This window comes from Pseudomonas sp. RA_5y_Pfl1_P24 (genome assembly GCF_963970945.1).
GTDB lineage: Bacteria > Pseudomonadota > Gammaproteobacteria > Pseudomonadales > Pseudomonadaceae > Aquipseudomonas > Aquipseudomonas tritici.
Map to the genome: position 1 here is coordinate 201231 of NZ_CAXAOJ010000001.1, position 14028 is coordinate 215258.

General features: G+C 62.0%; 14 protein-coding genes. 8 read left to right on the plus strand and 6 right to left on the minus strand.

What is annotated here, in order from left to right:
• Positions 1–4: 4 nt before the first annotated feature.
• A complete protein-coding gene (locus AACY30_RS00910) occupies positions 5–2236 on the minus strand; it encodes a DNA internalization-related competence protein ComEC/Rec2 (RefSeq protein ID WP_339539423.1) in 2232 nt (743 codons plus the stop codon).
• Positions 2237–2371: 135 nt separating this feature from the next.
• Between AACY30_RS00910 and AACY30_RS00915 the strand changes: the two genes are divergently transcribed.
• The gene (locus AACY30_RS00915; RefSeq protein ID WP_339467392.1) at positions 2372–2887 is read left to right on the plus strand and encodes a DUF2062 domain-containing protein; all 516 of its coding nucleotides are present in this window, start codon (positions 2372–2374) and stop codon (positions 2885–2887) included.
• 10 nt (positions 2888–2897) lie between these two features.
• Here the strand turns inward: AACY30_RS00915 and AACY30_RS00920 are convergent, their stop codons facing one another.
• Together AACY30_RS00920 and AACY30_RS00925 are read right to left on the minus strand one after the other, a co-directional pair.
• Positions 2898–4268 (minus strand): sensor histidine kinase, encoded by a 1371-nt coding sequence (locus AACY30_RS00920; protein WP_339539425.1) that lies wholly within the window; start codon positions 4266–4268, stop codon positions 2898–2900.
• The gene (locus tag AACY30_RS00925; protein ID WP_339539427.1) at positions 4255–4983 is read right to left on the minus strand and encodes a response regulator transcription factor; all 729 of its coding nucleotides are present in this window, start codon (positions 4981–4983) and stop codon (positions 4255–4257) included. Before AACY30_RS00925 ends, AACY30_RS00920 begins: the two co-directional genes overlap by 14 nt.
• A 205-nt stretch (positions 4984–5188) precedes the next feature.
• Between AACY30_RS00925 and AACY30_RS00930 the strand changes: the two genes are divergently transcribed.
• From AACY30_RS00930 to AACY30_RS00945, 4 genes are all read left to right on the plus strand, one after another.
• Complete coding sequence (locus AACY30_RS00930) at positions 5189–7942, plus strand: response regulator (RefSeq protein WP_339467396.1); 2754 nt, start codon at positions 5189–5191, stop codon at positions 7940–7942.
• A gap of 352 nt (positions 7943–8294) precedes the next feature.
• On the plus strand, positions 8295–9284 hold the full coding sequence (locus AACY30_RS00935) for a 2-hydroxyacid dehydrogenase (RefSeq protein ID WP_339539429.1): 990 nt from the start codon (positions 8295–8297) through the stop codon (positions 9282–9284).
• Between the two features lie 71 nt (positions 9285–9355).
• Complete coding sequence (locus AACY30_RS00940) at positions 9356–9796, plus strand: hypothetical protein (protein ID WP_339467400.1); 441 nt, start codon at positions 9356–9358, stop codon at positions 9794–9796.
• Entirely contained in the window at positions 9793–10197 is a 405-nt protein-coding gene (locus AACY30_RS00945; RefSeq protein WP_339467401.1) for an META domain-containing protein, read from the plus strand. The genes AACY30_RS00940 and AACY30_RS00945 overlap by 4 nt, the downstream gene beginning before the upstream one ends.
• A gap of 108 nt (positions 10198–10305) precedes the next feature.
• On the opposite strand, the gene AACY30_RS00950 is transcribed toward AACY30_RS00945, so the two are convergent.
• A complete protein-coding gene (locus AACY30_RS00950; RefSeq protein WP_339421053.1) occupies positions 10306–10767 on the minus strand; it encodes a TlpA family protein disulfide reductase in 462 nt (153 codons plus the stop codon).
• A gap of 115 nt (positions 10768–10882) precedes the next feature.
• Here AACY30_RS00950 and arsC point away from each other — a divergent pair, with 115 nt between their 5' ends.
• The 3 genes from arsC to AACY30_RS00965 are packed head-to-tail and all read left to right on the plus strand — an operon-like array spanning position 10883 to position 12238.
• Positions 10883–11236 carry an arsenate reductase (glutaredoxin) gene (gene arsC, locus AACY30_RS00955; protein WP_339467404.1) on the plus strand — a complete coding sequence of 118 codons (354 nt, stop codon included), beginning with the start codon at positions 10883–10885 and terminating at the stop codon, positions 11234–11236.
• Positions 11233–11847, plus strand: a complete 615-nt coding sequence (wrbA, locus tag AACY30_RS00960) for an NAD(P)H:quinone oxidoreductase (protein ID WP_339467405.1) — start codon at positions 11233–11235, stop codon at positions 11845–11847. Before arsC ends, wrbA begins: the two co-directional genes overlap by 4 nt.
• Positions 11831–12238 carry a DUF2069 domain-containing protein gene (locus AACY30_RS00965; RefSeq protein WP_339467407.1) on the plus strand — a complete coding sequence of 136 codons (408 nt, stop codon included), beginning with the start codon at positions 11831–11833 and terminating at the stop codon, positions 12236–12238. Before wrbA ends, AACY30_RS00965 begins: the two co-directional genes overlap by 17 nt.
• On the opposite strand, the gene AACY30_RS00970 is transcribed toward AACY30_RS00965, so the two are convergent.
• Positions 12235–12906, minus strand: a complete 672-nt coding sequence (locus tag AACY30_RS00970; RefSeq protein ID WP_339467409.1) for a DNA-3-methyladenine glycosylase I — start codon at positions 12904–12906, stop codon at positions 12235–12237. The genes AACY30_RS00965 and AACY30_RS00970 overlap by 4 nt on opposite strands.
• A gap of 67 nt (positions 12907–12973) precedes the next feature.
• A complete protein-coding gene (gene ttcA / locus AACY30_RS00975; RefSeq protein ID WP_220074159.1) occupies positions 12974–13798 on the minus strand; it encodes a tRNA 2-thiocytidine(32) synthetase TtcA in 825 nt (274 codons plus the stop codon).
• Positions 13799–14028: the final 230 nt, after the last annotated feature.

The following is a 14028-nucleotide window of genomic DNA, read 5'->3' on the forward strand; positions in this document are numbered from 1 at the left end:
GCGCCTAAGGTAACCGTTCACGCCAGAACCTGCGTTGACTGCGCGCAACAACCGGTGGTGCAAATGCCCCCAGTTGCAGGCGCACGGCGCCCTGCTCGGCGCTGTCATAGACCTCGCTGCCCAACCGCTGGTAGCGCGCCATCACCTGCGGATGCGGATGGCCGAACGCATTGCTGCGCCCTCGTGAAATGAGCACAGAACGAGGGGCAAGGCGTTCCACAAACGCCCAGGACGAAGAGCTGCGACTGCCATGGTGTGGCGCTTGCAACCAATGGGTGGGCACTGCCAGAGGTGAGGCGAGCATTGCCTGTTCAGCCGCGCGGTCGATATCGCCGGTCAACAGTAAGCGCTCGCCATTGGCCTGCACCTGCAACACGCAGGACTTCGGGTTGCCGCTGATAGCGTCCGGCCACTGCCACAGCTCGAACGTCACATCGTCCCAGGTCCACCGTTCGCCACTGTTGCACGGCTGCGTACGGAGAAACGCAGGCAGGCCCTCGGTTTCCCCGCCCACCACGCGTTTGATTGGCATCCCCTTGGCAATCGCCCCCGCGCCGCCGGCATGATCCGCGTCGGCATGGCTGATCAACATCATGTCTAACGTCTTTACCCCAAGTTTTTGCAGCGACGGCAACACCACGCGCGCACCCAGGTCAAAGGTTCCGGAGCGCGGGCCGGCGTCGTAGAGCAAGGTGTGATGGCGAGTGCGCAAGATCAGCGACTGCCCCTGGCCAACGTCCAACTGCACCACCTCCACTTGCCCATGGGGCACCAGTTCACGCGGGGGAAACACCGCCAGCAACAGCATCGGCAAGCCCAGCACCCGAAATGGCACGCCCTTGGGCAACAGTAACAGCAGCGCACCGAGCAGGCTCAGCAGCCAATACCCCTGCGGTACGTCGGCCGGAATCCAGGCAGGCAGTTGTCCGGCAAGCCACGCCAAGCCCTTGAACAACCCATCCAACGCCCCGCCCGCCAGCCACAGCAATCCCTCCCCCATAAACGGCAACGCCAGCAACGCTGTCCCCAGCAACGCCAGCGGCAACACCACCAGGCTGATCCAGGGCACCGCGACCAGATTGGCCAGGGGCGCACTCAGGCTGATGGGCAACCCCAGCACCAGCAAAACAGGAAACAATCCAACGGCAATCAACCACTGGGGGCGGGTCCACGCCTGCCACACGCTCCACGGTCCCAACCGCCCACCAAACGCCAGGATCAGCACTGCCACCGCCGCAAACGACAACCAGAACCCCGGCTGCAAACTGGCCAACGGCTCCAGCACCAACACCCCATTGAGCGCCAACAGTAACGGCCACCACAGCCCCAGGTGCCGGAAGCGCAGCCGCCATAACAACACCAGCCCCACCATCACACAGGCGCGCTGCACCGGCACGCCAAACCCGGCCAGCAAGCCGTAACTCAGCGCAGCCGTGAACGCCAGGCCACACGCCCACGGCAGCCACGGCCAGGTTCGGGGCCAGAGCCCATAACGTGCCAACCCGGCGATCAACCCGTAGATCAAGCCCGCCAGCATGCCGATGTGCTGGCCGGATATAACCAGCAGATGCACAGTGCCGGTGTCCTTTAACACCTGCCAATCAGCGGCGGCCAATCCAGAGCCGTCTCCCAGCACCAGGGCGATCAGGCCTGCTTCCCGACCAAAGCCATCCACCGCCATCAAGCGCTGGCGCACGCCGTCCCGCCAGGCGCTGTGCGCCGCAGCCAGACGTTCGCCGTCCTTCACCGTGCCCGTAGCACCAATACGCTGGGCGAGCAGCCAGGCTTCCCGGTCAAATCCGTGAAAATTCAGCAAACCGGCCGGCCGCTTCAGGTTGATTGCCAGGCGCCAGCGCTCACCACTGCGCACAGGCGGCCCGCCACGCCAGGACACTCGGATGCGTTTGGGCAAGCTGGCCTTTCGCGACCGGCTGTCGGCCAATTCGAAACGCACCCCCTCGCCCGTCTGCTGCGGCAGCCCAATGACTCGCCCCTCCACCCAACGTGTCTGGCCGTCCAGAGTCGGCTTCAGGCGATCATCCAGCGCCCACTGCGCACTGATGCATGCCCAGCTCAGCCCCACCAGGAAAAACGCCAGTGGGTAAGTGCGAAACGGCAACAGCATCAACGCCAGCACCAGCACCAGCAAGGCGATCAGCCATCCCGTGGGCGGCAATGCAGGTAAAAAACGCAGGGCCAGCAACCCCAGCGCCAACGCGAACATCCCTGTCCTCATGGATCATCCCTTTAAAGTGATCCACTCAGTCTTAGCCGGGCGTCCGACATTGCCTATGATGTTTTGTCACAAAGTCTGAATTTTCTGTTTATAGAATGCGAGCATACTTGCCCCTCGAACTGACCTGGACCCCTTATGCCACGGCGCTTATTCAAACGGTACATGCCTGACCCCAGCAGTATCAGGGAACACAAGTCATTACAGTTTCTCGGCACATTGCTGCATGACCCGAACCTCTGGCACCTCAACCGGCACTCGGTCGCGCGCGCGATGGCCGTAGGTTTGTTCGCGGCCTTTATCCCGATTCCCTTGCAGATGCTGCTGGCGGCCGTCCTGGCGATTACCGTGCGCGGCAACATGCCCATCGCGGTCAGCCTGGTGTGGCTGACCAACCCGATCACCATGCCGGTGGTATTTATCTGCACCTACATGACCGGCGCCTGGCTGATGAACGTGCCCCCCCGCAGCCTGCCCGACGACCTGACCTGGGAATGGATCAGCGGGCAACTGAGTACGTTGTGGCAGCCGTTCCTGCTGGGCTCAGTCGTTTTGGGGTTGGTGCTGGGCGCACTCGCCTATTGCCTGACGATGGGCTATTGGCGCTGGTGGGTGGCGCACCAATGGAAACAGCGCAAACAGCGTCGCGCCTAGTCTGTCGTGCTCAGCAAGCGCGCAGGCGCAGGTGCACCCGCAGGCCCTGCCCGGTGTTTTCCGCCCACAGGCTGCCGTCCTGGCGTTGCACGGCGTTGCGGGCAATGCTCAAGCCCAGGCCGAAGCCACCGTCGCCGGGGCGTGAACCGTCCAGGCGGGTAAAGGGCGCGAAGATCCGTTCCAGGTCTGCGTCATCGATCCCGCCGCCCTGATCCTCCAGCCACACATGCCAATAATCCCCCTCACGCCGGCCATCCAGGCTGGCCACGCCGCCCACAGGCGAATGGCGGATGGCGTTGCGCAGAATGTTTTCCAGGGCCTGGGCCAACGCATTCAGGTTGCCCCGTACCCAGCAATCCGCGCCTAGCAGGCAAGGCAGGCGCGACGCCGGCCAATCGCTCTCAAAGCACGAGTTTTCGCGCAACATGTCCCACAACGCCTGAAGCTGGATATCTTCCTGGGGCAGCGGCGCGCGCTCGGTGTCCAGCCAGGCCAGTTGCAGGCTGTCTTCGACCAGGCGCTGCATGGCGTCGATCTCACGCCCCAGCCGCTCGCGCAGTTGCGCCAGGTCTTGCTCACTGTCACAGGCCACCCGCAAGCGGCTCAGCGGCGTACGCAGTTCATGGGACATGTCACGCAACAACTGCTGCTGCAACACCACAGTGCCCTGCAAACGCTCGGACATGTGGTCGAACGCGCGGCCCAGTTCACCCAGTTCATCCTGCCGGCTGGTGGCATCGTGGGAAAGCCGCGTATTCAATTGATCGGCGCGCCAGGCATTGGCCTGCTCGCGCAGTTGGTTAAGGGGCATGATCAGCAGCCGATACAAACCAATGCACAGCAACAGGGTAAACAGGCCAGGGATCACCCCGTTGGTCACCACGCGCCAGAACAGTTGGTAGCGCCCCGGCAAGAAGCGTTGCGGCAACTCGATCACCAGCGAACCCGCGCCGGCGTCGGCGGGAAACGGGATTTTCAGCCATGGCAGGCCGATGACATGCCGGCTCACCGGCCAATCCAGGCCACGCAGAAACGTCAGGCGCTGGCTTTCCTTGTCGGTCAGCGGGTAGCTGCTCAGCGATTGCAGGTCATTCCCGATCACTCCCATCCAGATGGTTTCACGCTTGCCCATCGCGTGCAGCCAAGCGTCGACGCCCGCACTCCCTCCACGACTCCACGCCTGCTCAGCCTCCACCGCGTAACCACTCAAGGTGCTCCGCGCCTCGTCGGACAGGTAGGCGTTCTTCTGTTCCATGTACCGGCCCCATGACCAACTGAGCCAGATCATCAGCAAGCAGAAAGCGATCAGCAGGCAGGCCAGTTTCCAGAATAATGAGTGCTTGCCCGGCAGTCGTTTCAAGGACCGTTCAGAGGCCGTCATCGTGACCGCTCAGCACATAGCCCTTGCCCCACACCGTGCGCACTTCGCGCTCGGAGTAGCCGATGGCCTTGAGCTTGCGACGGATCTGGCTGATATGCATGTCGAGGCTGCGGTCATGAGGGGCGTAACCACGTTGCAACACATGCTGATAAAGGAAGGCTTTGCTGAGGACCTCTTCGCTGTTTCGATGCAGGGTTTCAAGCAAGCGGTATTCGCTGCGGGTCAGGCCGGCGCGGTGCGCCAAGTGGAAGACATCACACAGTTCGTCGTCGAAGCGCAGGGTTCGCGCATCCTCGCGCACGGGTGCAGGCGCTGGCAGCGGACCACGGTCCAGTGCCACACGACGCAGGATGGCTTCAATGCGCACACGCAACTCGATCATGCTGAACGGCTTGGGCAGGTAATCATCGGCGCCAAGGCGAAACCCACTGACGCGATCGGCTTCGGCGCCCAGTGCAGACATCAGGATCACCGGGGTCGAATGGCTCTGGCGCAAATGGGTCAGGATCGACAGCCCATCAAGCCCCGGCAGAAGGATATCCATCAACACCAGGTCGAAGGCCCGGTCGCGCGCCATCTGCAGGCCCTGCTGGCCGTTCTGGCACCAGGTCACATGGAAACCACAGCGCCCCAGGTGCTCATGGACATAGGCGCCCAGCACGGGGTCATCTTCGATGGTCAGGATACTGGGCAGGCCGATTGATGCGGGATTCATTAGTATCTGCAAGTCATTCTCAATGGCCGATTATTCAAGATTACCTTGCCGCAGGCAATCGCCACCGGGCGCCAAATGACCTCAAGATTGCCGTATGTCATTAATTTGCAAGATTCCACGCCGCGCAAATGGCTACACTGCGCAGGTGGCGCGGGCCGGATGCCCGTGCGAATCATAGATATCAATGTGGTGGCAGGAGAGTAGCGTGCTGACAAGAATGGGGATAAAAGGCCGCGTACTGTTGCTGACCTTATTACCGACCAGCCTGATGGCCTCGTTGTTGGGGGGCTACTTCACCTGGATGCAACTCTCGGAACTGCAGACCCAATTGCTGCAACGCGGCGAAATGATCGCCGAGCAATTGGCTCCGCTGGTGGCGCCGGCCCTGAGCGCCCGCAACACCGAGCTGCTGGAGCGCATCGCCACTCAATCCCTGGAACAGCCGGACGTGCGCACCGTGGCGTTCCTCAGTCCGGACCGCATCTCCCTGGCCCATGCGGGCCCAACCATGCTCAACCAGGCGCCCATCGGCAACAGTTCCCATTTGTTGCAGCGCACCGGTAATGACGCCACCCGCTACCTGCTGCCGGTGTTTGGTCGTCATCGCAACCTCGCGGGCGACCTGATCCCGGATGAAGCCGACCGACTGCTGGGCTGGGTCGAGGTGGAACTGTCCCACAATGGCATGTTGCTGCGCGGCTACCGCAGCCTGTTCGCCAGCCTGCTGCTGATTGCCATCGGTTTGATCTGCACCGCGGCATTGGCCCTGCGCATCAGCCGCACGATCAACTCACCAATCGGCCAGATCAAGCAGGCGGTCGCCCAACTCAAGGACGGCAACTTGCACACCCGCTTGCCTGCGTTGGGCAGCCAGGAGCTGGACCAGCTCGCCTCGGGCATCAACCGCATGGCCGAGACCCTGCAGAACGCCCAGGAAGAACTGCAACACAGCATCGACCAGGCCACCGAAGACGTGCGCCAGAACCTGGAAACCATCGAGATCCAGAACATCGAGCTGGACCTGGCGCGCAAGGAGGCCCTGGAGGCCAGCCGCATCAAGTCGGAGTTCCTGGCCAACATGAGCCATGAGATCCGCACGCCGCTCAACGGTATCCTCGGCTTTACTCACCTGCTGCAAAAAAGCGAACTGACCCCACGCCAGCTCGATTACCTGGGCACCATCGAAAAGTCTGCCGACAACCTGCTGGGCATCATCAACGAGATCCTCGATTTTTCGAAAATCGAAGCCGGTAAGCTGGTGCTCGACAGCATCCCGTTCAACCTGCGCGACTTGCTGCAAGACACCCTGACCATCCTCGCCCCTGCCGCCCATGCCAAGCAACTGGAACTGGTCAGCCTGGTCTACCGCGACACGCCGCTGGCGCTGGTCGGCGACCCGCTGCGCCTCAAGCAGATCCTGACCAACCTGATCAGCAACGCGATCAAGTTCACCCGCGAAGGCACCATCGTGGCCAGGGCGATGATCGAGGACGAGCAAGAAGACAGCGTGCAACTGCGCATCAGCGTGCAGGACACCGGCATCGGCCTTTCCAGCCAGGACGTGCGCGCGCTGTTCCAGGCGTTCAGCCAGGCCGATAACTCACTGTCGCGCCAGCCCGGCGGTACAGGGTTGGGCCTGGTGATCTCCAAGCGCCTGATCGAGCAGATGGGCGGTGAAATCGGCGTCGACAGTACGCCGGGCGAAGGTTCGGAGTTCTGGATCAGCCTGAACCTGCCCAAGACCCGTGACGATGTCGAAGACCTGCCTTGCGCGCCACTGCTGGGCCATCGCGTGGCCGTGCTGGAAAATCACGAACTGGCGCGCCAGGCGCTGCAACACCAGTTGGAAGACTGCGGCCTGGAAGTCACCCCGTTCAACAGCCTGGAAAGCTTGACCAACGGCATCACCAGTGCCCATCAGACCGACCAGGCGATTGACCTGGCGGTACTTGGCGTGACGGCCAATGACATCCCGCCCGAGCGTCTCAACCAGCATCTATGGGACCTTGAACACCTGGGCTGCAAGGTGCTGGTGCTGTGCCCCACCACTGAACAGATGCTGTTCAACCAGTCCGTACCCAACCCCAACAGCCAGTTGCAGGCGAAGCCGGCGTGTACGCGTAAGCTGCGCCGCGCGCTGTCCGATCTGATCAGCCCGCGTCCATCGCGCAGCGAACCGGGCGAGCCGCTGTCCAGCCGGGCGCCGCGCGTATTGTGCGTGGATGACAACCCGGCGAACCTGCTGCTGGTCCAAACCCTGCTGGAAGACATGGGCGCCCGGGTGCGTGCAGTGGAAAGCGGGTATGCGGCTGTCGACGCCGTGAAACAGGACACTTTCGACCTGGTGCTGATGGACGTGCAAATGCCTGGCATGGACGGCCGCCAGAGCACCGAGGCGATCCGCCAGTGGGAAAGCGAGCGCAGCGGCACGCCGTTGCCGGTGGTCGCCCTCACCGCCCACGCCATGGCCAACGAAAAACGCGCCTTGCTGCAAAGCGGCATGGACGACTACCTGACCAAACCCATCAGCGAACGGCAACTGGCCCAAGTGGTGTTGAAATGGACCGGCCTGGCCCTGCGTAACCAAAGCCCGGAACGCCCAACGGACGGCCTCGGCCCTGGCGTGCAATTGCCGGTGCTCGACCATGAAGAGGGCCTGCGCCTGGCCGCCGGCAAGGCTGACCTGGCGGCGGACATGCTCGCCATGTTACTGGCCTCCCTGGAAGCCGACCGCCTGGCCATCACCATCGCCCGCGATGCCAATGACAACAACGCCCTGATCGAACGCGTGCACCGTCTGCATGGCGCGACCCGTTATTGCGGCGTACCGCAACTGCGTGCCGCCTGCCACCGCGCCGAGACCCTGCTCAAACAGGACGACGCCAAGGCCTTGCACGCGCTGGACGAACTGGACATGGCGATTGCACGGCTTGCGAGTGAAGCAAGGGTCAATGCCTGATGCGCCGCTTTTGATCTTGATCTCAGGCGCCCCGTCAACCACGCTGGCCGAAGCGAGGTGCCAAGTGGTGGGGCAAGAGCCCTTTGCTTACTTTGGGCTGGGCCGGCATTCCGGCTTTTCCAAAGTGAGCCGCCGTAAAGGCGGAACCTAAGTCGCCGTTACCTAAATAACGGATATACACCCGATCCTAGCCGCCAGCCAGACCACCTTCGCGAGCAAGCCCGCTCCCACATTTTAAGCGGGTTTACACCCCATACCCCCTGTCGCCTGACAGGCCGCAATCGCAGGCAAGCCAGCTCCCACAGGGTTTATGTATTTATTCAGTCAGTCAGTTAGTGCAGGGAGCATTCCAATGCGCGTCATTCTTTACAGCAGCCAGACCTACGACCGCGACAGTTTTCTCGGTGAACCGCTGCCACCAGGCCTGGAGCTGCAATTCCAGCCTGCACGGCTCAACCTCGACACCGTGGCCCTGGCCGAACAGCACGAAGTGGTGTGCGCCTTCATCAATGACGACCTCAGCGCCGCGGTGCTGGAGCACTTGGCCAAGGGCGGCACGCGGCTGATCGCCCTGCGCTCGGCGGGCTACAACCATGTGGACCTGGCCGCCGCCAAGCGCCTGGGCCTGGCCATCGTGCGCGTGCCGGCCTATTCGCCCCACGCGGTGGCCGAACATGCGGTCGCACTGATCCTCGCCCTCAACCGCCGCCTGCATCGCGCCTACAATCGCACCCGCGATGGCGATTTCAGCCTGCATGGCCTTACCGGTTTCGACCTGGTGGGCAAGACCGTCGGCGTGGTCGGCACCGGGCAGATCGGCGCGACGTTCGCCAGGATAATGGCCGGCTTCGGTTGCCAACTGCTCGCCTACGACCCCTTCCCCAACCCGCAGGTCCTGGCATTGGGGGCGCGCTACGTGAGCCTGCCTGAGTTGCTGGCCCAGGCGCAGATCATCAGCCTGCACTGCCCGCTGACCGCCGACAGTAAACACTTGATCAACGCCCGCTCCCTGGCACAGATGCAGCCGGGTGCGATGCTGATCAACACCGGTCGCGGCGGGTTGGTCGACACCCCGGCGCTGATCGAGGCACTCAAGGACGGCCAACTCGGCTACCTCGGGCTGGATGTGTATGAGGAAGAAGCGCAGCTGTTTTTCGAGGACCGCTCCGACCTGCCGCTGCAGGACGACGTACTCGCGCGCCTGCTGACCTTTCCCAATGTGATCATCACCGCCCACCAGGCGTTTCTCACTCGCGAAGCCCTGGCGGCCATCGCCGGCACCACCTTGGCCAACATTGCCGCATGGGCCGATGGCCGAGCACAGAACCTTGTCGAAGGATGATCAGCGGTCACATACCAGGCTCATGATAGGCAGGCACCCGTGATAGGATGCCGCGCCTATTTGGAGGATCCATGGCCGAACACGATTTCCGCTTCAGTTTGCTGAGCCCGCAACACACCCTGATCGAATGCCGCGCCCTGGTGCCGGGCCGTTATCAGGTGACTGGCAACGGTGGTTCGATCAAGCATGGCGACGTGCTGATCGTCACCCTGCGTGGCAGTAAAACCCTGTCGATGCGCCTTACAGTCGAAGGTGACGCACGCTACTCCATCCGCCCGGCCGGCCAATGGGTCGCCATGGCCCAGGGGCCGAAATTCGGCGAGTTGGAGATTCACACCTGGAAGGTCAACTGCGACAGCTGCGATGCGGTGTTGGCGTTCGAATTCGCGGTGGAAACCAAGCTGACCAAAGAACCCCTGCAAACGGCGGCCAACGCGCGCATTGCCGAATTGGGCTGGGCCAGCGAAGGCGACAAGCACCGCTGCCCGAAATGCCAGAAGGCCGCGCAATGAGAGGCCTGCTCTTGCTCGCCGCCCTCGGGGCGGCCCTGACGGGTTGCGCCGGGGACGCGGTCAAGCTCAAGCGGGATCATAGCTACGTGGTGGAATGGATTGGTGAGCGGCCGTTGATGGATTACGCGCACCTGACCGTCACCCTCGGCACCGATGGCCGCGCCTACGGCAATGGCGGTTGCAACCACTGGTTTGCGCCGTACACGGTCGAGGGCAACAAGCTCAGCTTTGGCAAGATCGGCAGCACCCGCAAGTTGTGCGCCGAGGCGTTAATGGAGCAGGAACAGCGCTTCTTCCAGGCCCTGCAAGGGGTGCAGCGCTGGGATGTCTCGCCGGTCGAGCAAACGCGTTTCTGGCCGGCCGAGGGCAAGCCGATTCGCCTGTGGCTGGAAGAAGGCTAATTTCACTGCGCACTGGCTTTCCTGTGGGAGCTTGCCTGCGATGCAGGCGACTCGGTGTGTCTGTGGTACCGAGTCGATGCGATCGCAGGCAAGCCAGCTCCCACAGAATCAGCCACGTAGAGCCTTCAGCTTAGCCAACACCCCTTCCGCCGTCTGCTCACCCATCAGTTGCTCGCGCACCTTGCCCTTGTCATCAATGATGTAGGTCACCGGCAACGCTTCGCTGCGCGGGATATCAAAAATTCCCTCCGGGTTCTGCGCCAGCACGGTGAACTTGATGCCCAGCTTGTCACTGGCGGCTTTCAGCTCTTCACCCTGCACGTTGTCAAAATTGACCCCGAACACCCCTACGTTCTGCGCCTTCAGCTGTTCGGCCAAGGCATTGAGTTCAGGAATTTCCGTGCGGCACGGGCCACACCATTCGGCCCAGTAATTGACCACCAGCCACTGCTTGTCCAAGCGTTCGGCCGCCACTTTCTGGCCATACTGGTCAACGCCGTAGTCATTACCGCAGCCGCTGAGCAGCAGGGTTGTGATGATCGCCAATGCACCGATCAGTCGCTTAGTCATGGGGTAATCCTTCGCAAAAATGAACGTTGACTGCGACCTATCGCCTCTTACGGTTTAAGGACGGGCCGTAGCGCGGGTAGAATACCCGCCACCTTACGCAAGATGCGACCCGCACATGACCGATCTGACGCTTTATCACAACCCGCGCTGCTCGAAATCCCGCGGTGCGCTGCAATTGCTGGAAGCCCGCGGCCTCACCCCGACCGTGGTGCGCTACCTGGAGATCCCGCTGAACGCCGCGCAATTAAAGGCGCTGCTCGGCAAGCTGGGCATCAGCGCGCGCCAACTGCTGCGCACCGGTGAAGAGGAATACAAGACCCTCAACCTGGCGGATGCCAGCCTCAGCGAAGCACAGTTGATCGCCGCCATCGCCGAGCACCCGAAGCTGATGGAACGCCCGATCCTCGAAACCACCGATAAAGCCATCATTGGCCGTCCGCCAGAGAACGTGCTGGAGATCCTGCCGTGAGCGCGCCGTATGTGCTGATCTTGTACTACAGCCGTAACGGTTCGGTCAGCGAAATGGCCCGACACATTGCCCGGGGCATCGAACAAGCCGGAATGGAGGCCCGACTGCGCACCGTGCCGGCGATCTCCACCGAGTGCGAAGCAGTCGCGCCGAGCATTCCGGACGAAGGCGCGCTGTATGCCAGCCTCGATGACCTGAAAAATTGCTCGGGCCTGGCCTTGGGTAGCCCAACCCGCTTCGGCAACATGGCTGCGCCGCTCAAGTACTTTATCGACGGCACCAGCAACCTGTGGCTCACCGGCGCCCTCGTCGGCAAGCCAGCCGGGGTGTTTACCTCTACCGCCAGCCTGCACGGCGGCCAGGAAACCACGCTGATGTCGATGCTGTTGCCGCTGTTGCACCACGGCATGTTGATCACCGGCCTGCCCTACAGCGAACAGGCATTGCTCGACACCCAGGGCGGCGGTACGCCTTATGGCGCCAGCCACCATGCCGGGCCTGACGGCAAGCGCATGCTCGATCAACACGAAATCACCCTGTGCCGCGCCTTGGGCCTGCGCCTGGCTAAAACCGCTACGTTGCTGGAGAACGGCCGTGGCCAGGAAGCCTAAGGTCCTGCCCCCCCAGGCGTGGCTGGAGCCACGGGTCAAGGTGGCGCGCACGCTGAGCCTGCTGGCGTTTTTGGGCTTGGTGGGGTTGCTCTGCGTTTACTACCTGTTCGTCGCCGACCTGCACGGTGCCCGGCCGTGGGTGATCCTGCTGATCGAACTGGTGCCGCTGCTGGTGCTGGCACCCGGCATGCTGCTGGGCAGCGCGCGCGGGCATTCGTGGATGTGTTTTGTGGTGAACCTGTATTTCATCAAAGGCGCGCTGGCGGCATACGACCCGAACCGGCAGTGGTTCGGGGTGTTGGAGATGCTGGCAAGTCTGGCGGTGTTTTGTACGGCGTTGCTTTATGTGCGGTGGCGGCACCAGCTGAATCGCCGCCTCGCTACAGGTTAGTGATTCACCGTATAGGCCAACATCATCGACAACTGACACATCGGCCGGCCACTCTCGGCATGCCACTGGTTGAAAGCGCCCTGCACCGACGCCAAGTCGCGCAGGCTGGTCGGCGCCTTGTCGACGATCTTCTGCGCGTTCAACGCCGCGACCACGTCATAACTCGGCACAAACGTGTCCTTGCCCACCATGCGCAAAAAACGCGGCGCTGACAGCCCGCCCAGTTGGTGGCCGTGCTTGCTCAGGTACTTCCACAGCCCAACGATATCGGTCACCGGCCAATCGGCGACAAACGCACCAAAGCTGCCTTTCTCCTGCTCAATGTCGAGGATCATCTGCGCATTGCGCGGCACGCTCTTGAGCTTGCCCAGGTGGCGGATGATCCGCGTGTCCTGCATCAACCGCTCCAGGTGTTCGGCGCCCATCAGCACAACTTTTTCCGGATCGAAGCCAAAGAACACTTGCTCGAACGCTGGCCACTTGGCGTCCACCACACTGTGCTTCAAACCCGCGCGAAATACCCGCAACGCCAATGTCGACAGGTAGCGGTCATCACTGATCTTGCGTAACTGCGCCGGGGTCTTGGGTACAGGCAGGTGGGCTTCCAGCTCGGCCGCCGAACCGAAGCGGTTCAGACAATATTCGTGCAGCCACTTGTAATCGCGCATGCCCTCTCCTGGGATTCGAATTGAAAACGGCGCTCGCGAGCGCCGTGTGTCAGAGCATTGAATAGGCTCAGAGGTTCACAACATTAACGAAGCGCGAAGCGGCGCTCTCATCAATTTTCAGGCTGGTGAAGTCAAACAGGTTGCGGTCGGCCAACTGCGACGGCTGCACGTTCTGCAGGCTGCGGAAGATACTTTCGGTGCGACCGGGCGTCTTGCGCTCCCAGTCCAGCAGCATCTCCTTGACCACTTGGCGCTGCAGGTTTTCCTGGGAGCCGCACAGGTTGCACGGGATGATCGGAAATTGCTTGAGGTCGGAGTAGGCCTGGATGTCCTTCTCGTTGCAATACGCCAGCGGGCGGATTACCACGTTGCGCCCGTCATCGGCGCGCAGCTTGGGCGGCATGGCTTTGAGCGAGCCATTGAAGAACATATTGAGGAAAAAGGTTTCGACGATGTCATCGCGATGATGACCCAGGGCCATCTTGGTCGCGCCGATCTCATCGGCGAAGGTATAAAGCGTGCCGCGGCGCAGGCGCGAACACAGCGAGCAGGTGGTCTTGCCTTCCGGGATCAGTTCCTTGACCACCGAATAGGTGTCTTTTTCGACGATGTGGTAATCGACGCCCAACGCTTTGAGGTAGGCCGGCAGCACATGCTCGGGGAAGCCCGGTTGTTTCTGATCCATGTTGACGGCAACGATCTCAAACGTGATCGGCGCGACCTTTTGCAGGTGCAGCAGCACATCAAGCAGGGTGTAGCTGTCTTTGCCGCCGGAGAGGCAGACCATGACCTTGTCGCCGTCCTCGATCATGTTGAAATCGGCGACCGCTTCACCGGCCAGGCGACGCAGGCGTTTTTGCAGTTTGTTCTGGTTGACCGTAAGTGTGCCCATGGCGCTTGGATCCGCTGGAGGTGTGTGACGAAAAGCGCTGCATTTTACGCAAAAATACTTCAATGGGCGACGCCGATCCAATGTGGGAACTGGCTTGCCTGCGATAGCGGTGGGCCCGTCAACTTATCGAGTTCTGACAGGTTGCGATCACATGCAAGCCATCGGCCACAGTTGACCCTGTGGCACCGACAGACCTAGCCGCGATTAAGCCCAATGTTTACAGTGCAATT